The organism is Rugosimonospora africana (genome assembly GCF_016862975.1).
Classification (GTDB): domain Bacteria; phylum Actinomycetota; class Actinomycetes; order Mycobacteriales; family Micromonosporaceae; genus Rugosimonospora; species Rugosimonospora africana.
On the sequence record NZ_BONZ01000009.1, the window covers coordinates 118,093 to 140,226 of the forward strand.

The 22,134-nt window shown below is 71.9% G+C and carries 15 protein-coding genes and 1 pseudogene; 11 read left to right on the plus strand and 5 right to left on the minus strand.

Annotated features, from left to right (window positions below; all coding sequences use genetic code 11):
* Nucleotides 1-13: 13 nt before the first annotated feature.
* The 9 genes and pseudogenes from dapE (at nucleotide 14) to nudC (ending at nucleotide 14,701) form a co-directional block, all read left to right on the plus strand.
* Nucleotides 14-1,093, plus strand: a complete 1,080-nt coding sequence (gene dapE, locus Raf01_RS04455; RefSeq protein WP_203916480.1) for a succinyl-diaminopimelate desuccinylase — start codon at nucleotides 14-16, stop codon at nucleotides 1,091-1,093.
* A 375-nt stretch (nucleotides 1,094-1,468) separates the two neighbouring features.
* Nucleotides 1,469-2,290: an LOG family protein gene (locus Raf01_RS04460; protein WP_203916418.1), complete on the plus strand. Its 822-nt coding sequence runs from the start codon at nucleotides 1,469-1,471 to the stop codon at nucleotides 2,288-2,290.
* Between the two features lie 160 nt (nucleotides 2,291-2,450).
* The gene (locus Raf01_RS04465; protein WP_203916419.1) at nucleotides 2,451-6,047 is read left to right on the plus strand and encodes an ATP-dependent helicase; all 3,597 of its coding nucleotides are present in this window, start codon (nucleotides 2,451-2,453) and stop codon (nucleotides 6,045-6,047) included.
* Complete coding sequence (locus tag Raf01_RS04470; protein WP_203916420.1) at nucleotides 6,047-9,550, plus strand: ATP-dependent helicase; 3,504 nt, start codon at nucleotides 6,047-6,049, stop codon at nucleotides 9,548-9,550. Before Raf01_RS04465 ends, Raf01_RS04470 begins: the two co-directional genes overlap by 1 nt.
* 68 nt (nucleotides 9,551-9,618) lie before the next feature.
* The gene (locus tag Raf01_RS04475; protein WP_203916421.1) at nucleotides 9,619-9,789 is read left to right on the plus strand and encodes a hypothetical protein; all 171 of its coding nucleotides are present in this window, start codon (nucleotides 9,619-9,621) and stop codon (nucleotides 9,787-9,789) included.
* The gene (locus Raf01_RS04480; protein ID WP_239133367.1) at nucleotides 9,790-10,761 is read left to right on the plus strand and encodes a hypothetical protein; all 972 of its coding nucleotides are present in this window, start codon (nucleotides 9,790-9,792) and stop codon (nucleotides 10,759-10,761) included.
* Between the two features lie 150 nt (nucleotides 10,762-10,911).
* Entirely contained in the window at nucleotides 10,912-12,312 is a 1,401-nt protein-coding gene (locus Raf01_RS04485; protein ID WP_203916482.1) for a M16 family metallopeptidase, read from the plus strand.
* A pseudogene (locus Raf01_RS04490) lies at nucleotides 12,309-13,616 on the plus strand (M16 family metallopeptidase); the annotation flags it as partial. The gene Raf01_RS04485 and the pseudogene Raf01_RS04490, both read left to right, overlap by 4 nt.
* A 170-nt stretch (nucleotides 13,617-13,786) precedes the next feature.
* Nucleotides 13,787-14,701, plus strand: a complete 915-nt coding sequence (gene nudC / locus Raf01_RS04495) for an NAD(+) diphosphatase (protein WP_203916483.1) — start codon at nucleotides 13,787-13,789, stop codon at nucleotides 14,699-14,701.
* A gap of 86 nt (nucleotides 14,702-14,787) precedes the next feature.
* On the opposite strand, the gene Raf01_RS04500 is transcribed toward nudC, so the two are convergent.
* Both Raf01_RS04500 and Raf01_RS04505 read right to left on the minus strand, forming a co-directional pair.
* Nucleotides 14,788-15,021: a hypothetical protein gene (locus Raf01_RS04500; protein ID WP_203916423.1), complete on the minus strand. Its 234-nt coding sequence runs from the start codon at nucleotides 15,019-15,021 to the stop codon at nucleotides 14,788-14,790.
* A gap of 242 nt (nucleotides 15,022-15,263) precedes the next feature.
* Nucleotides 15,264-15,503: a mycoredoxin gene (locus tag Raf01_RS04505; protein WP_203916424.1), complete on the minus strand. Its 240-nt coding sequence runs from the start codon at nucleotides 15,501-15,503 to the stop codon at nucleotides 15,264-15,266.
* A 69-nt stretch (nucleotides 15,504-15,572) separates the two neighbouring features.
* Here Raf01_RS04505 and Raf01_RS04510 point away from each other — a divergent pair, with 69 nt between their 5' ends.
* Together Raf01_RS04510 and Raf01_RS04515 are read left to right on the plus strand one after the other, a co-directional pair.
* The gene (locus Raf01_RS04510) at nucleotides 15,573-17,717 is read left to right on the plus strand and encodes an ATP-dependent DNA helicase UvrD2 (RefSeq protein ID WP_203916425.1); all 2,145 of its coding nucleotides are present in this window, start codon (nucleotides 15,573-15,575) and stop codon (nucleotides 17,715-17,717) included.
* A gap of 520 nt (nucleotides 17,718-18,237) precedes the next feature.
* On the plus strand, nucleotides 18,238-18,582 hold the full coding sequence (locus Raf01_RS04515; RefSeq protein ID WP_203916426.1) for a WhiB family transcriptional regulator: 345 nt from the start codon (nucleotides 18,238-18,240) through the stop codon (nucleotides 18,580-18,582).
* 528 nt (nucleotides 18,583-19,110) lie between these two features.
* Here Raf01_RS04515 and Raf01_RS04520 read toward each other — a convergent pair.
* The 3 genes from Raf01_RS04520 to Raf01_RS04530 all read right to left on the minus strand — a co-directional run bounded on the left by Raf01_RS04520 (nucleotide 19,111) and on the right by Raf01_RS04530 (nucleotide 21,958).
* On the minus strand, nucleotides 19,111-20,457 hold the full coding sequence (locus Raf01_RS04520; protein ID WP_203916427.1) for an ABC1 kinase family protein: 1,347 nt from the start codon (nucleotides 20,455-20,457) through the stop codon (nucleotides 19,111-19,113).
* 14 nt (nucleotides 20,458-20,471) lie between these two features.
* Nucleotides 20,472-21,548, minus strand: a complete 1,077-nt coding sequence (locus tag Raf01_RS04525; protein WP_239133368.1) for a hypothetical protein — start codon at nucleotides 21,546-21,548, stop codon at nucleotides 20,472-20,474.
* A 248-nt stretch (nucleotides 21,549-21,796) separates the two neighbouring features.
* A complete protein-coding gene (locus Raf01_RS04530; protein WP_203916429.1) occupies nucleotides 21,797-21,958 on the minus strand; it encodes a DUF5679 domain-containing protein in 162 nt (53 codons plus the stop codon).
* Nucleotides 21,959-22,134 lie beyond the last annotated feature (176 nt).

Here is a 22,134-nt window from a genome sequence, read left to right on the forward strand (position 1 = left end):
AGCGCACCCTGCAGTGTTGGAGTCCGACGTCCTGGCCGATCCGGTCGCGCTGACCCGGGCGCTGGTCGACATCGAGTCGGTGTCCGGCGATGAGGCGGAGATCACCGACGCGGTCGAGGTCGCGCTGCGCGGTGCCGGGCACCTGGACGTGCGGCGAGCCGGCAACACCCTGCTCGCCCGTACCGACCTGGGCCGGGACCGGCGGGTCGTGCTGGCCGGGCACCTGGACACGGTACCGGTGGCGGACAACCTGCCCTCCACTGTGGACGGTGACGTGCTGTGGGGCTGCGGTACCTCCGACATGAAGTCCGGCTCCGCCATCGCGCTCTGGTTGGCGCTGACCCAGACCGCGTCGCGCTACGACGTCAGCTACTTCTTCTACGACTGCGAAGAGGTCGAGGGGGCCCGCAACGGGCTGCGCAAGGTCGCCGACAGCAATCCGGAGTGGCTCACCGCCGACTTCGCGATCCTGCTCGAACCCACATACGGTCTGGTCGAGGCGGGCTGCCAGGGCACGATGCGGGTGATCGTGCACACCACCGGCAAGCGGGCCCACTCCGCCCGGTCGTGGCTCGGCCGCAACGCCATCCACGCCGCTGGCGAGGCGCTGCGCCGGCTCGACGGGTACCGGGCGCGCCGGGTCACCATCGACGGCTGCGAGTACCGCGAGGGGTTGAACGCCGTACGGATCAGCGGCGGCATCGCCGGGAATGTGATCCCGGACGCGTGCGACATCGAAGTGAACTACCGGTTCGCGCCGGATCGGTCGGTTCCCGAGGCGGAGGCGCACCTGCGCGAGGTGTTCGACGGCTTCGAGGTGAACGTCACCGACTCCGCCCCGGGTGCGCTCCCCGGTCTCACCTCGGTACCGGCCCAGGAGTTCCTGGCCAGGGTCGGCCAGCCGCCGGCGGCGAAGCTGGGCTGGACCGACGTGTCGCGCTTCGCCGGCCTGGGCATCCCGGCCCTGAACTTCGGTCCGGGCGATCCGAACGTGGCGCACGCCCGCGACGAGCGGGTCGAGATCCCGAAGATCCGCGAGGGCGCGCGTACGCTCGCCGACTGGTTGAGCCCGCCCCCGGGTGCCGCGTCCTGATTCCGCGCGCCGCACTGGTCCGCGCCGGGCCCGCGCCGTGTCCATGCCGCCCGGCGGCGCGGGCCTCCGCGACACGCGCCGTCGCGTTCCCGACAGGTCCGGCGTTTCCGACTGGTCTGGCTAGCGGCGCGCCACGACCCAGAGTTGTCGATCAGGCGGCCGGCATGCCAGTGGTGCCCTCGGTCACCGTGCGGGGCGGTTCCGTGATGTCCCCGCCCGCCGAAACGGTCCGCCTCTGGGCGAGCAATTCGCGGATCCGTCGCCTCATCTGGCGCTGCTCGCGCTGGTAGTCGCCGCGTGTCATACAACACCCCCGTGATTCCCTACTCCATATGACGCCCGCGACCCACCCCGAGGTTGACTACGGTGTGACACATGCGCAATTCGAACGGATCCGGCCAGCCCAACGAGCAACGGGAAGGTCCGGTAACCCTGCGACACAAGGCAATTCGCCACACCACCGCCGATCAACGCCTGCTCGACTCGCGGCTGCGCGCCGATTGGAAGACTAAGGACGCCTGGCGAGCGCTGCGGATCCTGTCGGAGTTCGTGGAGGGCTTCGACACGATGGCTGATCTGCCGCCCGCGGTGAGCGTGTTCGGCTCGGCGCGCAGCAAGCCGGGCAGCCCCGAGTGCGTGATGGCCGAGGAGTTGGGTGCGGCTCTCGCCCGGTCCGGGTACGCGGTGATCACCGGCGGCGGCCCGGGCGTCATGGAGGCAGCCAACAAGGGCGCGAGCGAGGCCGGTGGCCTGTCCATCGGGCTCGGCATCGAGTTGCCCTTCGAGCAGGGGCTCAACGAGTTCATCGACATCGGCATCGACTTCCGGTACTTCTTCGCGCGCAAGACCATGTTCGTCAAGTACGCGCAGGCGTTCGCGGTGCTTCCCGGTGGGTTCGGCACGATGGACGAACTGTTCGAGGCGCTGACGCTCGTGCAGACCCGGAAGGTCACCCGGTTCCCGGTCGTGCTGATGGGCCGCGACTACTGGCGGGGCCTGCTCGACTGGATGGAGAAGACCATGGCCGGGGGCGGGAAGATTAGCCCGCTGGACCTGGACCTGATCTGCCTGACCGACGACGTGTCGGAGGCGGTGCGGCACATCATTGAGGCGGATGCCGCGATCGTCGCCGAACAGGAGGCGGCCGAGCGGGCCGCCGCCGAGCGGCTGGCCAAAGACGCCGGTACGGGAGACTGATGGGCAACTGTTTGCGACCGGTCCGGCTCGTCGCGTCTCCTGCCGCGCGGCGACCCGGACCAGTCGTCGGGCATAACGGTCGGCACCGGGCATTACGGAGACGCCACGCCGCGGACACGCCGTACCGGAGGATGTCGGCCCTGCGTGTTTCGATGTCGGCGTGAGTTACCGGCTGTTGCGTCCGGCGCGTGTGACCCGCGACGGGGTTGCGCTCGACCAGCGGCAACGGCAGGTGGTCGAGCACCGGGCCGGTGCGTTGCTGGTGGTCGGGGGCCCGGGCACCGGCAAGACGACGACCCTGGTCGAGGCGGTCGCGGCACGGGTTGCCGAGGGCGTACCGCCGGATCACATCCTGGTGCTGACGTTCGGTCGTCGTTCGGCGGCCCGGTTGCGGGAGCGGATCGAGGCGCGGGTCGGCGTGGTCGGGCGGGCCACCGCCGAGCCGCTGGTGCGCACGTTCCACGCGTACGCGTTCGGGTTGCTGCGAGCGGCCGCCGCCGATCGGGGTGAACCGGCGCCCCGGCTGCTCACCGGCCCCGAGCAGGATCTGATCATCCGGGAGATGCTGGCCGGCCGCTCCGACGGCTGGCCGGCCGAGCTGCGCCCCGCGCTGCGCACCCGGGCCTTCGCCGCGCAACTGCGCGACCTGCTGCTGCGCAGCGCGGAGCGGGGCATCGGCCCGGTGGAGCTGGCCGCTCTCGGCACGCGGCACCATCGTCCCGACTGGGTGTCCGCGGCCGCGTTCCTGCGGGAATATGAGCAGGTCCTGGCGCTGCGCGACGCGACCGGCCGGGCCGGCGTGGCGTACGACAACGCGGAGCTGGTGCGGGCCGCCGCCGCGCTGCTGGAGCAGGACCCCGACCTGCTGGAGGCGGAGCGCCGCCGGCTGTCCTTCGTGTACGTCGACGAGCTGGCCGACACCGACCCGGCGCAGCTCGACCTGCTGAGGCTGGTCGCCGGGGAGGGTGCGCACCTGGTGGCGTTCGCCGACCCGGATTCCTCGACGTACGCATTCCGAGGCGCCGACCCCGGCGGCGTCCGCGACTTCCCGGAGCGGTTCGGCGCGGCGAGCCTGCTGCTGTCCCGTTCGTACCGGGCGGCCCCGGAGGTGCTGGCGGTCGGCGTCCGCATCGCCACCCGGCTGCGCGGCCCGGCCCGGCACCGCCTGATGACGGCCGCCGACCGGGCCGGCTCTGAGTCGGGCGCGAGTCTTGAATCGGGCGGTGGCTCTGAATCGGGCAGCGCCCTTGTATCGGGCGGCGGCCTTGTATCGGGCGGCGGCCTTGTATCGGGCGGCGGCCGTGTATCGGGCGGCGGCCGGGGGGAGTTCCGGGCCGGAGCCGAGGTGCACACGTTCCGGTCCGCGGCCAGCGAGGCGGCCTACGTCGCGCACCGGCTGCGCGAGGCCCACCTGCTCGATGGCATCCCGTGGGACCGGATGGCCGTAGTGGTCCGCTCGACCACGCTCGCGCTGCCCACCCTGCAACGCGCCCTCCAGCAGGCCGGCGTGCCGGTCACCACGCACGCCGAAGACCTGCCGCTGCGTTTCCAGCCGGCGCTCGCCCCGTTGCTGCTGGCGCTGCGCTGCGCGGTGGAGCCGGAGCACCTGGACGAGGAGACCGCGGTCGCTCTGCTGCACTCGCCGCTGGGTGGAGCCGATCCGCTCGCCGAGCGACGGCTCCGGCAGGGCTTGCGGGCGCTGGCCATGGCGGCGGGCGACGTGCGGCCGTCCGGCGTCCTGCTGGTGGAGGCGCTGCGCGATCCGGCTGAGCTGGCCGCCGTCGAGCGGCGGTGGGCCGCCCCGGCCCGCGCGGTGGCCCGGCTGCTGGCGACGGTGCGGGAGGCCGCAGCCCGGCCCGGGACCAGCGCGGAGGACGTGCTCTGGGCCCTGTGGCAGGGCAGCGGCCTCGCCGAGCGGTGGGCGATGGCCAGCATGCGAGGCGGGCACCGGGGCGAGGCGGCAGACCGCGACCTTGACTCGATCATGGTGCTCTTCGACGCGGTGGCGCGCTTCGCCGACCGGTTGCCCGGTGCGCGCATCGAGGTGTTCCTCGACCACGTACTCGGTCAGGAGCTGCCGGCCGACACCATCGCCCGCACCGCCGACCGTGGCGCCGCGGTACGCGTACTGACCGCCCACGCCGCCAAGGGGCTGGAGTGGGACGTGGTGATCGTGCCGGGCGTCCAGGAGGGCATCTGGCCGGACCTCAGGCTGCGCGGCAGCGTCCTGGGCTCGGAGCAGCTGGTCGACGCGCTGGCCGGGCGGGAGCTGACCGCGGTCGGTCGCACGTCGGCCCTGCTGGACGAGGAGCGGCGGCTGTTCTATGTGGCCGCCACCAGGGCCCGGCGCCGCCTGGTGGTCAGCGCCGTGGCCTCCGGCGACGGAGAGGAGCAACCGTCCCGATTCCTGGCGGAGCTGGGCCGCGCGGCGTCTGGCCCGGCGGGCCGGAATGGCGGTGGTCCGGACAGCGGCGGTCCCGATAGCGGCGGTCCAGCTGGCGGTGGTCCCGATAGCGGCGGTCCAGCTGGCGGTGGTCCGGATGGCGGCGATCGAGACGGCGGCGATCCGGATGGCGGCGATCCGGATGGCGGCGATCCGGATGGCGGCGATCCGGATGGCGGCGGGCACGAGGACCCGGAGGGGCCTCGGCCGCTGGAACTCGTCGACATATCCGATGCGTCGGAATCGGGGTCCGAGACCGGGCCGGAGTCCGGCGGACCCGAGACCGGGCCGCAGTCCGGCGGGGCGGACTCCGACGACGACGCCGACACGCCCGCCGCGACCCGGCTGCCCCGGGCGCTGACCCTTCCCGCGCTCGTCGCCGAACTGCGCTCGGCGCTGATCGACCCGGCCACGGCGGCCGGCCGTCGCGACGCCGCGGCGACCGCGCTGGCCCGGCTCGCGGCAGCGGGCGTTCCCGGCGCGGATCCCTCCGACTGGTGGGGACTGCCCCCGCTGTCCGACGACAGGCCGGTGACCGGCCCCGATGAGCCCGTCACGGTGACTCCGTCCACCGTGGAGAGCGTGCAGCGGTGCAGCCTGCGCTGGCTGCTGGAGCGGCACGGCGGCTCCAGCCGGCCGAGCCCCGAGCAGGGCGTGGGCAATCTGGTGCACGCCGCCGCCATGCTGGCCTCCGACGCCAGCGTCGACCGGGCCACCCTGATCGACTACGTCGCCGGCAGGTTCGATGAGATCGAACTGTCGGCGCGCTGGCTGGCCGGGCGCGAGCGGGAACGCGCCGAGCAGATGATCGACAAGCTGATCGGCTGGCTGGTCGCCAACCCGCGCCGGCTGGTCGCCATCGAGCAGGACTTCCTGGTCCAGCTCGACGACGTGGTACGGATCAAGGGGCGGGTCGACCGGCTGGAGGTCGACGACCAGGGGCGCCTGGTGGTGATCGACCTCAAGACCGGCAAGAGCACCTCGGTGACCGAGGCGGACCTGCCCACGCAGCCCCAGCTGGGCGCCTACCAGGCGGCGGTGGAGGCGGGCGCGTTCTCCGACGCGGGGGACGAGTCGGGTGGAGCGGCGCTGGTCCAACTCGGCAGCCACGCCGGCGTCAAGGAGCAGGACCAGCCGCCGTTGGCCGAGTCGCCGGAGCCGGCCTGGGCGGCCAGCATGGTCCGGCGGACCGCGGCCACCATGGCGGCGTCGACGTTCCAGGCGGTGGTCAATTCGAAGTGCCGTAGCTGCCCGGTGCGCACGTCCTGCCCGGTGTCCGGCAAGGGCCGGCAGGTGACCGGGGACGAGCCGTGATGGCCGGCGGGCGGCCGGGCGCGGACACCGGCGGGTACCGGCGGCTGGCCGGCCGGGCGGTCAGCGCGTCGGCCGGGCCGAGGTACACCCCGGTCGAGCTGTCCCGGCTGCTCGGCCTGCGCCACCCGCCCACTCCGGAGCAGGTGGCGATCATCTCGGCGCCGCTCACCCCGCTGCTCGTGGTGGCCGGTGCCGGATCGGGCAAGACCGAGACCATGGCGGCCCGCGTGGTGTGGTTGGTCGCCAACGGGTACGTGCGGCCGGAGCAGATCCTCGGGCTCACCTTCACCCGGAAGGCGGCCGGGGAGCTGGCCCACCGGGTACGGGCCCGGCTGTCCCAACTCGTCCGGCGGCTGGGCCGGGACGACCTGATCACCGGCGAGCCGGCGGTCGCCACGTACCACTCGTACGCCGCCCGGATCGTCACCGAGCACGGGCTGCGGGCCGGCTTCGAACCCACCAACCGGCTGCTCACCGAGGCCAGTTGCTGGCAGCTCGCCGACGCCGTGGTGCGCGCGTACGACGGCGACATGTCCGAGGTGGCCGCCGCACCCAGTACGGTCACCGACGCCGTCCTGCACCTCGCCGGGGATCTCGCCGAGCACCTGGTGCGCCCGGATCAGCTGGCCGGCTGGACCGGCCGGTTTCACGCCGAGGTCAATGCCGCGCCCGGCCGGGTGTACCGGGACGTCAGCGAGGCGCTCAAGCGCCAGCGCGCCCGGCTGCAACTGCTGCCCTTGGTCCGGGCGTACACCGAACGCAAGCGCGCGCTGGAGGCGATGGACTTCGGCGACCAGCTGGCCCGCGCCGCCCTGGTCGCGAGGGACCACCCGGAGGTCGGCGCGATCGAGCGCGACCGGTACCGGGTGGTGCTGCTCGACGAGTACCAGGACACCAGCCACGCCCAGGTCGTGCTGCTCCGCGCGCTGTACGGCGACGGCCACCCGGTGACCGCGGTCGGCGACCCTTGCCAGTCCATCTACGGCTGGCGCGGCGCCAGCGCCGGCACGCTCGACCGTTTCCGGAGCGAGTTTCCGCACGTCAGCGGCGAACCGGCGGCCCGGTTGCAGCTGTCCACCAGCTGGCGCAACCGTCCGGAGATCCTCCGGGTGGCCAACGCCCTGTCCGAGCCGCTGCGGGCGTTCGGGCACCAGGTGGCCCGGCTGTCCGCCGCACCGTCGGTGGCGAGCAGCGCCGGCGTGGCGACCGTACGCTGCGCCCTGCTGCCCACGTACGCGGACGAAGCGGAGTGGATCGCCGATCGCATCGTCGCCGCGTGGCATCACGCCGCCGGTTCGGCGGCCGACCCGGCCGAGATTCCGGTCGAGCGCAGGCCGACGTCGGCGGTACTGATCCGGGTCCGGGCGCAGATCCCGGCGATCGAGGCCGCGCTGCGCGCCCGCGGGCTGCCGGTGGACGTGGTGGGGCTCGGCGGCCTGCTCGACACGCCCGAGGTCCGCGACGTGGTGAGCACGCTGCGGATACTCGCCGATCCGGCGGAGGGCGCCGCCCTGCTGCGGCTGCTCACCGGGCCCCGGTGGCGGATCGGCGCCCGCGACCTGGTCGGGCTGTACCAGCGGGCCAGGATCCAGGCCGCCGGCCTGGATCGCCGGCCCGGACGGGACGCCGAGGAGCTGGTCACCGACCGGCTCGACGAGGCGACCCTGGCCGAGGCGCTGGACGACCTCGGCGACCCGGCCCGGTACTCGGCGGAGGGGCACCGCCGGTTCGCCGCCCTGGCCGCCGAGCTGCGGGCGCTGCGCCGCCGGCTGGACCAGCCGCTTCCGGACCTGATCGCGGACATCGAGCGGACCATCGGGCTGGACGTCGAGGTGGCCACCCGGCCGGGCGACGCCGGGCTGGCGCGGGCGCACCTGGACGCGTTCGGTGAGGTCGCGGCGCGGTTCGCCAGCGAGGCCGACGCCGCGACGCTCACCGGGTTCCTGGCCTACCTGGAGGCGGCCGAGTCCGAGGAGCGCGGCCTGCCCTCCGGCGAGGTGGAGGTGGTCGAGGGCGCGGTACAGATCCTGACCGGCCACGCCGCCAAGGGGCTGGAGTGGGACGTGGTCGCGGTGGCCGGGATGTCCGCCGGGATCTTCCCGGGCGGCGTCAAGTCCAGCGACCACTACCTCGGGGGCCTCGGGGTGCTGCCGTTTCCGCTGCGCGGCGACCGCAGCGGGCTGCCGGAGCTGCGGCTGTCCGAGGCCGCGAACCAGAAGGCGGTGGCCGGTGCGCTGACCGAGTTCGGTACCGACTGGCGGGCGCACGACGAACGGGAGGAACGGCGGCTGGCGTACGTCGCGGTCACCCGGCCGCGCCGGCTGCTGCTCTGTTCCGGGTACTGGTGGAGCGAGGGTACGAAGCGGCCACGCGGCCCGTCGCCGTTCCTCGAGGAGATCCGCGCCGTGTGCCTGGACGGCGCCGGGGTCGTCGACCTGTGGACCGCCCCACCCGAGCCGGACGAGACGAACCCGACCGCGGTCGAGGCGGTCAGTGCCAGCTGGCCGGCCGATCCGCTGGGAGCCCGCCGGCCGGCTCTGGAGCACGCCGCCGAGCTGGTCCGCGCCGCCTTGGGCCGCCAGGCCGGCCCGGTTTGTGGGTCGGCCGGTCAAGCGGCCGGGGAGAGTGGGTCGGCCCGCCAGGCCGGCCCGATTTCTGGGTCGGCCGGTCAAGCGGCCGAGGAGAGTGGATCGGCCCGCCAGGCGGGCCCGGTTTCCGGACCGGCCGGTCAAGCGGCCGCGGAGACCCAGTCCGGTCCGGAGGCGTCCGCCCCGCCCGAAACCGGCGACACGCCGAACGCCGCGGGCGGCGGCTGGGCGCACGAGGTGGATCTCCTGCTCGCCGAGCGGGCCCGGCTGACCCGCGACCCGAACGCGCCGGTCGACGTCACCCTGGCCGGTCACCTGACGGTGTCGCAGCTCGTCGCGCTGCGCCGCAGTCCCGAGTCGCTCGCCCGTACGCTTCGCCGGCCGCTGCCCGCCAGACCCGACCCGTACGCGCGGCGGGGCACCGCGTTCCACGCCTGGATGGAGCAGCGCTTCGGCGCCGACGAGCTGCTCGACCTCGATGAGCTGCCGGGGGCCGCCGACGAGGGCGCCGCCCCGGACGACGTCATGCTCGACCTCCGCAAGCGGTTCGAGGAGAGCGAGTGGGCCGACCGGCAGCCGCTCCGGGTCGAGGTGCCGTTCTCGGTCACCGTGGCCGGTGTGATCATCCGGGGCCGGATGGACGCGGTCTTCCAGGAGCCCGACGGGCGCTACGACGTCGTCGACTGGAAGACCGGACGCCGCCCGTCGGCTGGCCGGGATGCTGCCGCGGCGGCGGTGCAGCTGGCCGCGTACCGGATCGCGTGGGCCGAGCTGGCCGGGGTACCGGTCGACCGGGTCCGGGCCGCCTTCCACTATGTGGCGGAGGGGATAACGGTACGTCCGGCCGATCTTCTCGACCTGGAAGGCTTAAACGCCCTGCTCACGGCACTACCGGTCGGCGATCCGGAGACATGATTCCGACAACTCGCTGTTACTTCGCGTCCCGTGTCCACGATTCTGTCCCCGGGGGAAGGAGCGGGGCCGTGGGATCGGGAGTCGGAGTTCGGGAGTTGCTGGTGGTGGCGGGGCTGGCCACGGCCGGTCTGATCCTCGCCGCGGTCGCCGCGCTGTCGCCCTGGTACTCGGCGCCGCCGGCCACTCGTACCCCGATCGTGACCGTGATTGACCCGGGTGGTGTCGCAGACGGTCGCTGAGTGCGCGACACTGACTGTGGGATGTCCGATCAGCAGTCACCCTGGGCCAAGCCGGAGTCGGAAGAGTCATCGTCGCCGGTAGTCGTGGTGTACCCACCTCCGGCGTCATCGCCGGTGGCCGGCCACCACGAACGCGGCGGAAAGACCGAGTGGTCCCGCTCCGGCACCGTCACCCAGTTGCACAACGCGCCACCACCCGAACCGGATGTGATCCAGTTCGGCAAGCCGCGTGACCCGGCTGCCCGCCAGCGGCGGACGCTGCTCTGGTTCGGCGGCGCCGCCGGGGTCATCGTGGCGGTGGGCCTGGTGCTGCTGGTCGCGCTCACCATGACCGGCAACAGCCCGATCCAGCATCGCGCCAGCGGTCCCTCGGACTACCTGCCGCCGCTGGCCAAGGCGTGCCCGCCGCCTTCCGGAGACGCGCAGAACCTGCCGCCGGCCCCGCCCCCGCCGCCCGGCCCGCGTACGGTCGACACCCAGTCCGGCATCTCGTACGCCGCCCAGGGCAGCCCCTGGCAGCCGTGGACCGAGGTGTGGACGGCCGGCGACCTGCACGTGAAATACGGCGTGGGCCAGCACTTCATCACCGAGACCTACCCGGGCGGCAGCTACCATGCCTCGATCCTGTCCGGGTCCGTGCCGGCGACCGAGAATGACGCCCTGACCCTCGACCTGAAGTGCACGGGCCATCAGGTGCTGGCCGACGTCCGGTCGTCCTACTATCCGCAGCCGACCACGATGGACACCACCCGCGACGAGGTGACCACGCTCGGCGGCAGGCCGGCCTGGGTCAGCGAATTCCGCCTCCACTTCCACGCCGACGGGCTCAAGGCCAGCAGTGAGCTGGTCGGCCTGGCCCTGATCGACGTCGGGCGGCCCAACGCGGCGGTGCTCTACATCTCGATCCCGAACACGGTCAGCCAGTTCGACCCGGTGGTCGATCAGATCCTCGAGTCGGTCCGACCGACCTGAGGCCGACCGACACTGAAGCCGACCGAACACGTAGACCGACCGACGCGTAGGCCGGTCTACTCGTAGGCCGGGTCCGGTCGCAGTCCGGTCGACCCGATCCCGACCCCACCCCGGGCGCCGCCGGACCCGCGACGCGACCCTGAAACTGTGATGAACGGGCATGCGGTGCAGCCGGAGGCGGTCCGCCAGTCCACGGCTGCGCGGGAACGCGTTAAGGTCGCTCTCGTGTCTTCTCGTAGCGCCGCAGTCGACATCCCGGCCACCAACTACCCGATCGAGCGGTTCACCCTGCCCAATGGGCTCCGGGTGGTGCTAGCCCCCGATCGGTCCGCCCCGGTCATCGGGGTAGCCGTGGTGTACGACGTCGGCATCCGCTCCGAACCGGAGGGCCGCACCGGCTTCGCCCACCTGTTCGAGCATCTGATGTTCCAGGGTTCGCGGAACCTGGAGAAGCTGGCCCACTTCCGCTACGTCCAGGGCGCCGGGGGCACCTTCAACGGTTCCACGCACCTGGACTACACCGACTACTTCGAGACCCTGCCGGCCAACGCCCTGGAGCGCACGCTGTTCCTGGAGGCGGACCGGATGCGTGGGCCGCGGCTGACCGAGGAAAACCTGCGCAACCAGGTCGACGTGGTCAAAGAGGAGATCCGGGTCAACGTGCTCAACCGGCCGTACGGCGGCTTCCCCTGGCTGAAGCTGCCGCCGGTCATGTTCGACACGTTCCCCAACGCGCACGACGGGTACGGGTCGTTCGTCGACCTGGAGTCGGCCACGGTCGCCGACGCGCAGAGCTTCTTCGAGCGCTACTACGCCGCCGGCAACGCGGTGCTCACGGTCAGCGGAGACATCGACACGGCACGGGCGGCCCGGCTCATCGAGCAGCATTTCGGCGACGTGCCGGCCGGTGCCGCGCCGCAGCGGCCCGACTTCGACGAGCCCGACCTGACCGAGGAGCGCCGTTCGGCGTACGTGGACCGGCTGGCGCCGCTGCCGGCGGTGGCCAGCGCCTGGCGGGTACCGAACCCGATCGAGCAGTTCTCCGCCTACCTGCCGTACGTCGTGCTGGCCGAGGTGCTCACCGACGGCGACGCGTCCCGGCTGGTCCAGCGCCTGGTGATGCGGGACCGTACGGCCACCAGCATCGGCGGCTACCTCGGCTTCATGGGCGAGCCGTTCGAGACCCGGGATCCGACCGCCCTGCTGCTCCAGGCCCACCTGCCTCCGGGCGGCGACGTCGACAAGGTGCTGCGCACGATCGACGAGGAGACCGAGCGCATCGCGACCGACGGACTGGCCGACGGCGAGCTGGCGCGCACCGTGGCGCGGATGGGCACGCACCTGCTGCGGGACACCGACGCGGTACTCGGGCGGGCGCTGCGGATGGCCGTACTGGAGCAGCAACGCTCCGATCCCCGGCTGATAAACGAGCTACCCCGGTTACTCAGTCAGGTGACCGAGGAGCAGATCGTCGCCGCCGCCGGCCAGTTGCGCCCGCAACGGCGGGCCACCGTCGAGGTTCAGGTCGGCAACCCCGGAGGTGCCCAGTGACCAGGCCAGTTCCGCCGCTTGAGCCGACCCACGAGCTGAGCGTTCCGGAGACCGCCGAGCGCACGTTGGCCAACGGGCTGACCGTACTGGCCATCCAGCGGGCTTCGGTGCCGCTCGTCGAGCTGCGGCTGCGCGTCCCGTTCGCCGAGGCCGACCTGGCCGGGACGTCACTGCTGACGCAGACCCTGTTCTCCGGTACCGCCGACATGTCCACCGTGGACATCGCGGCCGAGCTCCAGTCGGTCGGCGGCGCGCTGGGTGCCGGGGCCGACCCCGACCGGCTGCTCGTCTCCGGCAACTCCCTGGCGGCCGGGCTGCCCCGGCTGCTGGACATCCTCGCCGACGTCCTGCAGCGGGCCACCTACCCGGCCGACGAGGTAGGCACCGAACGGGACCGGCTGGTCGACCGGATCCAGGTGGCCCAGAGCCAGCCCGCGCACCTGGCACGGGTGGCGCTGCTCAAGCGCGTGTACGGCAGTCACCCCTACGCGACCCAGACGCCGGAAGCCGCGGACGTCAAGGAGATCTCGCCCGAGCAACTGCGGAGCCTGCACGCCGATCGCCTCCGTGCCAACGGCGCCATCCTGGTGCTGGTCGGCGACGTGGCGCCGGACAAGATGCTGGAGGAAGCCGAGCGGGCACTGTCCACGTGGGACGGTGGTGGTCGCTCCGTCGAGCTGCCGCCCGCTCCCGCGCTGGTCCCCGGGGCGCTGACGCTGGTCGACCGGCCCGGCTCGGTGCAGTCGTCGCTGCGCATGGCGCTGCCCGGCGTGCCCCGCACCCATCCGGACCACGCCGCGCTTCAGTTGGCGAACCTCATCTTCGGCGGATACTTCTCCTCCCGGTGGGTGGAGAACATCCGCGAGGACAAGGGTTACACGTACGGTCCGCACTCGGTGGTCGAGCACTCCATCGCCGGTACCATGCTGAGCGTCTCCGCCGAGGTGGCCACCGAGGTGACCGGGCCGGCGCTACTGGAGACCTGGTACGAACTGGGCCGGCTGGCCAGCCTGCCGCCGAAGGACGCCGAGCTGGAGCAGGCCCGCCAGTACGCCCTGGGCACTCTGCAACTCGGCATGTCCACCCAATCCGGACTGGCTGGACTGGCCAGCACGTACGCCGGCTACGGCCTGCGCCTGGACTACCTCGCGGAACACGCCGCGAGGCTCGGCGCGGCCACCCTCGACGACGTGGCGGCCGCGGCGGCGAAATACCTGGCGCCGTCGGGCGGGGTCACCGTGGTCCTCGGCGACGCCGACAAGGTCGAGAGCGTTCTGGGCGTACTGGCCCCGGTACAGCGCGAGGGCGTGCGGCAGGCGACCGGGCTGGACGAGGTGGCCGAGGAGGCTCCGGCCGGCGGCGGCGTCGCGCCGGGCGCGGATCCGGCGGCCGGCGGATCGGCCGAAGGAGCGTGACCGGAGCGAACGGCAACCATCAGGTGACCGACGCTGCCGGCAACCACCGTACGGCCGGGCTGAGCCAAGAACCGTCGCGGGAGGCGGACGTCCCGCCGTTGTCCCGTACGGCCCTTCAGCGGGTGGCCCACCGGCGCACCGACTCCGACTGGCTCGCGGAAGCCTGGAAGCGAGCGAAGGTACTGGTCGTCGACGGCGTCAACGCGTTGTTCGCGGGCGGGCGCCTGGTGCTGCTGGACTCCGCCGACGCGCCGGACGGTGACCGGATCTTCCTCGGTGAGGACGAGGACGGCGCGGCATACTTCGCCGTCCTCGCGCCACTGGCCGACGTGGAGGGCGCGCGGCCGGCCACCATCCGCGAGATCGGGCACGAGTTGGACGCCCTCGAGGGCGGCCTGCTGATCACCGCCATCGCGCTGGCCAACTGGCACGGGAGGCACCAGTTCTCGCCGCGCGACGGGGAGCCGACGATCCCGACCGAGGCCGGTTGGGCGAGGGTCGGCAAGGGCGGCGACATGCACTGGCCGCGTACCGATCCGGCCGTCATCATGCTGGTCCACGACGGTACGCCCGGCGAGGAGGGCCGCTGCCTGCTCGGGCACAACGCGGCCTGGACCAGCCCCGGGTGGGTCCGTCGCTACTCCTGCCTGGCCGGTTTCGTGGAGGCCGGCGAGTCGGCCGAGGCGGCGGTGGTGCGCGAGGTCGGCGAGGAGGTCGGGGTACGGGTCACCCGGCTGCGGTACGTGGGCAGCCAGTCCTGGCCGTACCCGGGCTCGCTGATGCTGGGCTTCACCGCGCAGGCGGATCCGGAGGAGCCGGTACGGGTGGACGAGGACGAGATCGCGTCGGCCCGTTGGTTCACCAGGGCCGAGGTGCGCGGGGTACTGAACGGGGAGCGCAGCGACTTCGGCCTGCCCATGGCCTCGTCGATCGCGTACTTTCTGCTGAACGAGTGGCTGGCTGGCAACGCCTGAGCACAGCCGGAGCCGATCCGTGGCGGAGGCGAGCACAGGCCGAGACGGCAAACGCCTGACCTGCTCGCGGTCGAACGTCGGCCCTTCTACAGGCTGAGCCGGATGACCTTGACCCGCTGACGGCCGTTGCGCACCGAGCCGCAGGTGGACAGCGCCCGGGCCAGGTGCAACGCCGCATCGCGATTGTCCGCGGTCATGGTCTGCCGCCGGGTCTCCGGGCTCACGCTCTCGTCGCGCAGCCGGCTTCCGGCACTGACGGCAGCGAGAAGGTCGTCAGGCTCACTGGGACGGATGTCGGTTCGCACGATCAAGAACTGCATAGCTGACTCCGGGATGCCGCCGTTTTGCAACATGCAGATGCCAGCTGCCATGGTTATACGCAACTCGTCTCCGTGCAACCCTTCACGACGAAATCGTTCTTTATTTCTTGTGAAAGGTCCGTTTCGGGCATACCGGCGACGAGGCTGAGGCGGGGCCGGCGGTCGCGGCCCCGGAGACGATCGCGGTACCCCGGGGCCCGGGCGGAGCCCCGTGCTCCGGCCCGGGCCACTCCGGGGGGCGATCAGACCTGAGCCGCCAACCGCTGCTTGACCTGCACGATCGTCGGGTTGGTCAGCGCCGAACCGTCATCGAACCGCAGCGTCGGCACGGTCTGGTTACCACCGTTGACGCTCATCACGAACTCCGCGGCGGCCGGCTCCTGTTCGATGTCGACGACCGAATACTCGATGCCCTCGCGGTCCATCTGGCTCTTGAGCCGGCGGCAGTACCCGCACCAGGTGGTCGAATACATGGTCAACACGGCGGTCCTCCTCATGATTGGCCTAGGCAAGGACAAGAACGTCCGACCGGGCTGACATGATGCCGTTCTGTGGCGGGGAACTCAACCGAGGGGGCACGAGCGGGCGACAGGCCGGCGGCTCGGGTGCTGGCCGGCCTCGACGACGAGCAGCGGGCGGCGGTCACCGCCCCGGCCGGCCCGGTGTGCATCCTGGCCGGGGCCGGCACCGGGAAGACTCGCGCCATCACTCATCGCATCGCTTACCGGGCACTGACCGGCGAGATCGCGGCCCGGCATGTGCTGGCGGTCACGTTCACCGCTCGCGCCGCCGCCGAGATGCGCGCCCGGCTGGTGACGCTCGGCGTCGACGGAGTGCAGGCGCGGACGTTCCACGCCGCGGCGCTACGCCAGGTGCGCTACTTCGCGCCCCGGTTGCTCAGCGGCAAATCCATGCCGGAACTGGTGGAGAGCAAGGCCCGGCTGGTCACCCTGGCCGCCGCCCGCAGCGGCCTGCGGGCCGACCGGACCGTCGCCCGAGACCTCTCCAGCGAGATCGAGTGGGCGAAGTCGTCGCTCGTCGAGCCGGGTGAATACGAGGTAGCCGCGGCGAAAGGTGCCCGGGAGGTGCCGTTCGACGCGGCCCGGATCGGCCAGGTATACGCCGCCTACGAAGAAATCAAGCGGGCCAACGGCGTGATCGACTTCGAAGACCTGCTGCGTGCCGCGGTGTGGGCGGTGGAGGACCACCCGGACGTCGCCGAGCAGGTGCACGCGCAGTACAGGCACTTTGTCGTCGACGAATACCAGGACGTCAACCCGTTGCAGCAGCGGTTGCTGGATGCGTGGCTGGGTGGCCGGGGCGACCTGACCGTGGTCGGCGACGCCAGCCAGACGATCTATTCGTTCACCGGTGCGTCTTCGACCCACCTCATCGACTTCCCGCGCCGACACCCGGGCGCGACCGTGGTCCGGCTGGTCCGTGACTACCGGTCGACTCCTCAAGTGGTGGGTCTGGCCAACGCGATCATCCGGCAGGCCCGCGGCGCTGAGGCGCGGCTGCGCCTGGAACTGGTGGGGCAACGGCCGTCGGGCCCCGAGCCGGATGTCAACGCGCTGCCGGACGAACCGGCCGAGGCGACCGCGGTCGCCAGGCGGTGCGCCGAACTGATCGGTGCCGGCATCCCGGCCCGGGAGATCGCCGTACTGTTCCGGACCAACGCCCAGTCCGAGGTATACGAGGGTGCCCTGGCCGAGGCCGGTGTGCCCTACGTGGTGCAGGGCGCGGAACGGTTCTTCGAGCGTGCCGAGGTACGCCAGGCGATGGTGGCGCTGCGGGGTGCCGTCCGGTCCACGCCACCGGAGACCACGCTGCCCGACGCGGTGACGATGGCGCTGGAGGCGGTGGGGTGGCGGCCGAATGAACCACCGCCCGGCGGTGCCGCCCGGGAACGGTGGGAGGCGCTGGCCGCGCTGGCCGGTCTCGCCGACGAGATCGGCGGCACCCTGGAGGAGTTCTGCGCGGAGTTGACCCGGCGGGCCGCCGTACAGCACGCGCCGACCGTGGAAGGCGTCACGCTCGCCTCGCTGCATTCCGCCAAGGGGCTGGAGTGGGACGCGGTGTTCCTGGTCGGGTTGGCCGAGGGCACCCTTCCGACCACTTACGCGAAGACGCCGGAGGCGCTGGAGGAGGAGCGGCGGCTGCTCTATGTCGGCATCACCCGGGCCCGGCAATGGCTGTGGCTGTCCTATGCCAGCGCCCGGTCGCCGGGCGGGCGGCAGCGCAGGCCCAGCCGGTTCCTGCCCGCGGGCCAGCGTTCCGAACCGGTCGGGCGTCGCATCGGTTCGGCCGGCCAGCCGGTACGCCGCCGGGTGGTGAACGTCTCCTGCCGGGTGTGCGGCGCGGCGTTGCTGTCCGGTCCGGATCGCAAGCTGGGCCGGTGCGCGACCTGCCCGTCCGACATCGACGAGGAGCTGCTCGAGCGGTTGCAGGAGTGGCGCGCCCGGGTCGCGGCCGCCCAGAAGGTACCGGCGTACGTGGTTTTCACCGACGCGACGCTGACCGCACTCGCAGAGCGCCGGCCCGACCGTACCGAAGAATTGATCAGCATCGCTGGGATCGGCCCGCGCAAGGTCGGTCTGTACGGCGACGCCGTCCTCGCCCTGGTCAACGGCGTCGCGGTCGACGATCTTGTGGCGTCCGAGCCGCTCGAAAAAAATCCCACAACGGGTCCGTAAAATCGTTTGCCTCGCTTGCGGGCCTGGGAATAGCCTGCAAGCACACCACACGAGCGGCGGTAGTTCGGCTGCCCGCGAAAGTGTCGGAGTGGAGCGCAGGAGGGAGGTGGAGACCGTGAAGATCCTCGAAAACCGTTATGAGCGACCGTCGGTGTCCACCGTCGCGTGCGCTCCGGCCCACGAGTGGCTCGTGGGCCGCCTGGGTGTCCAGGACGCGGTGAAGAGGCCACGACTGGCGAAATTCCAGGATCAGCTGTCCCAGCGGAAGTCCGTCCAGCTACAGGGGACCCTGCCCCAGGCTCTGGGGACCAATGGGTCCACGGCCAAGGCCACCGGAATGGCCAAGTCGCCGGCTTCGGCCGGCGCCAACGCCAGCGGTGTTCCACCTCGAGGGAGACCGGTCTAACAGACCGAGCCGGCTCACCTCGAGGCCGCGGAACCCGTAAACCGGGATCCGCGGCCTCAGTTATTTCCAGCCCATGAAGTGCGGAAACACGACAGAAAGAGAGGTGACCGGGAGATGAGTCTGGCGTTGGCACCACTCGACACGATCGATGTCGAGGTGGGTGTGGATCTACCGTGCCGAAGGTTCGACCCTGATCTCTGGTTCTCCGACGCGCCGGCAGAGCTTGAACTGGCGAAGTCGCTGTGTGGCGACTGCCCGGTTCGGGTGGAGTGCTTGGCCGGTGCGGTCGAGCGGGCCGAGCCCTGGGGCGTCTGGGGTGGAGAGATCTTCGAGCGTGGCGCCGCGATTCCGCGCAAGCGGCCGCGGGGTCGTCCTCGCAAGGAGGACGTGGCTCGGGACGAGGCCCTTCGGGCCGAGGTGGCGACTCGCGTCGCGGCCGACATCCGGGTGGCGGCCTGACATGGGCGGCAACCGCAGGCACCAGATCCGCACAAGCGCCAGCCGACGGCAGCGCACCGCGCAGCCGACCCGGCCAACAGTTACACCGACCGGTACGGACCGACCGAGGAGCACCGACACAATGATCGCGACGTTACATCTCATGCACGAAGCACTGAGTCGCGCGCGAATGCGCCGGCCTCAGGACCACACGTCTGAGGCTTACCGCTCCGCCCGCCAGATCACGTTGAACGCCCGCCGCGAGCAGACCAGGCTCATGGGGCACCAGCACTGATCCGGTCTTCGGAATAGAAACACTTCACTCACGCGAGCGCCCGCCCCCTCCCCGGGGCGGGCGCTCGCAACGCGTCAAACGGGTGCCGGACTCAGGCAATCGCCGCGGTCGATGGCGCCGCGGCTGATGGTGCTGGGCTCAGGCGTTGCTCGCGTGGCCTGTGCTCGCCTCCGCCACAGGTCGGCTCCGGCTGCGCTCAGGCGTTGCCCGCGTGGCCTGTGCTCGCCTCCGCCACAGGTCGGCTCCGGCTGCGCTCAGGCGGCTGGCGCCTCGATCGCCTCCGGCCCGGCGAAGCCGGGCAGCCAGCGCTGCACCACCGCCCGGTACGGTGCGGTCGCCTCCAACTGGCACAGCACACCGATCGAGCCCAGAGTCACCCGGTGGATGAGCAGGTACGCCGGCGGCAGGTTGAGGTTCTTGCCGAGCTGGTACGCCGGGCCCCGCGGGTTGCCCAGCCGAGCCGCCTCGCCGCGCAGCCAGGCACGGGTGAAGTGGAACTCGGGTACCGCGATGGGTTCCAGGATCGGCCGCAGGTATCCGAGGATCGCCGGCGCGTCGACCTCGACGTCGGGCTTGACGAACCCTTCTTCGCGCAGACCCTCCAGAACGGCTTCGGCGTCACCCTCCAGCGCCAGCCTGGTCAGCCGGCCGATCGGCTCTGGGTGGCCGCCGGGCATCCGGGCCACCGCGCCGAAATCGATCACGCCGAGCCGGCCGTCCGGCAGGATCCGGAAGTTGCCCGGGTGCGGGTCGGCGTGCAGCAGGCCGGCACGGGTCGGCGCCGAGAAGTGCAGCACGGACAGCAGCAGGCCGGCGTGGTCGCGCTCCTCGGTGGTGCCTTCGGAGATCACTTTCGCCAGCGGCCTGCCCTCGATCCACTCCGTGATGAGCACGCGCGGAGCGGCCGCCACCACCTCCGGTACGTGGATCTGGTCGTCCCCCCGGTACGCGTCGGCGAACGCGCGCTGGGAGGTCGCCTCCAGTTCGTAGTCCAGTTCCTCGGTTATCCGGGCGCGCAGCTCGGCCAACAGCGGCTTGATGTCCAGCCCCGGCTGGAGCACCCGGAACAGCCCGGCGAGCCGGGACAACTGGGTCAGGTCGGAGAGCAGCGCGTCTCCGGCGCCCGGATATTGGACCTTGACCGCGACCGGGATGCCGCCGCGGCCCTTCTTCCACACCGCCCGGTGGACCTGTCCGATGCTGGCCGCGGCCGCGGGGGAGTCGTCGAACTCGCGGAACTTGGCCCGCCAGTCCGGGCCCAGCTGCTGCGCCAGAACCCGGTGCACGCTCGCCGCGGGTAGCGGTGGGGCCGACTCCTGGAGCTTGGTCAGCGCCTGCCGGTACGGGCCGGCCAGCTCCTCGGGCAGTGCCGCCTCGAAGATCGACAGGGCCTGGCCGAACTTCATGGCCCCGCCCTTGAGCTGGCCCAACACGCTGAACAGCTGCTCGGCGGTGCGTTGCTGAAGCTCGGCGGAGACGACCTCCGAGGCCATTCCGGTGACCCGCTTGCCGAGGCCGAGGGCGGCCCGACCTGCGAAGCCCAGCGGAAGCGACGCGAGCTTTGCGGTACGGGTCACAGCCCGTCGAGGGATGTCGCTCACCCGATCATTGTCCCTCATGGCGAGGGAAACCGGCGGCGCCGCGGATTCACCGGCTGTCCGGGGCGCCGAGCGCACCCGCACCTCGGGTGCGCGGGCCAGGTCCGCCGCCGCTCCCGACCCGGGCCGGCGATCTCGATCGTGGCGCCGATGGTCTGCGGGACGCCGCCGTCCAAAAACGTCAAAACCTCATCTGTGGCCCATCCGACGGCGATCAGGGCAGTGGTCACCGCACAGGGCTGGGCGGGTTCGCCGCCGGTCGACAGCTGGGCGGCCAACCCGGGCCAGACCGGGTCCCGGTCCCGCCGGTGCAGGTCGACGCAGTTGAGGCAGGGAGATCCGGCCGGTGGGACGAGGGGGCCGACCACCGCCAGGCCATCGCGCAGGTCGAGGGTCAGATGAGGTACCCGGCGGCGGGCGTGCGCGAGCGCGGTCAGCTCCGCCGGCCGCTGTGTCCCGGCGTGTACCACAAATGTCGCTGTGCTCTCCCGCAGCGGCCCCAGGTCGGTCGCCGGGGCGATCCGTACCACCGCGTCTCCCGCCGCGGACGAGCGCCAGCGGCCGGCGTCGGAGGGCAGGATTCCGCCCAGTCCGGTGTCGGCCGGCAGCACCCGGCCGGACAGCGCCGGGTCCACGTGCCCCACGCCGGCCTCGGCCAGCGCGGCGGCGATCGGTGCGGCGAGCCTGCCGTACCCGCTGACCAGCACGTGCGCGCCTGCCCGGCGGCGCAGCGTCTCGGCCGGGGTACGGCCGCCCGAACCCCTCAGAGCCAGCGCGGCGACCTCGGTCTCCAGCCGCCGACGCAGCGGTTCGGCAAGACCGTCTGGCAGCAGCGTGTGAACCCCGACCACCAGGCCGGCGCCGGTCAACACGGCCAGCAGCGCCTCGGCGGCCTCCGCCGGGACGCCCAGGCCGGCCGCGTCGCGAATGATCGCCCGTTCGGTACGGGTGCCGTCAAGCAGGTCGAGGACCCGGGCCGTGGCGGGGTCCACGAAGTCGAGCACCACCGCGCGTCGCGGGTCGACGCCGAGTTGGAGACTGTGTCTGTCGCGCCACAGCCGGCGCAGGCCGGGCAGCAGAGTGAGTCGGCTCATAGCCGGCCACGGTGTCACCATGAGCGACCATGACGCTCCGGGTTGTCCACAGCGAAATAGGACATCCGCTGCCTCGTCCACAGCGACACGCCGAGTTATCCACAGGCGACGGGGGAAGTTGTCGCCAGGTCGACATGACGCAATGTGTCGGGCGCGCGACTCTCGTCACACGGCACCGTCCGATCCAACGAGGCCGGCGGCGAACCGGATACGGCGCGGCGGAGGGCCGCGCCGTATCCGTCCCGGTATCAGGCTTTGCCGAGGATGCGGTTGACCGTGGTGCCGCAGACCGGACAAGGCCCCTTAGCCATTCGCATTCCGGTCTTAGAGATCTCTACGTTGCCCTGAAAATCGCGCTTCTCCTTGCATTTCACGCAGTAACCGTTGTATTTCTCGGCCGTCTCGGCCACGGTGCCCTCCTCTGCTCTCTTTCCATTTCCCGTCCTGTACCCAGTCGGGAGTGGAAGTCGACCTGGTGAAGTCTGCCTCGGGCGCGGCCTGGACAAGGTGCGTTCCGCCAGGACACGCCAGGCTTTTCGCACTAATGGCGTGTTGCTGGCAAGCGACCGAAGGAATTTTTCGGGCG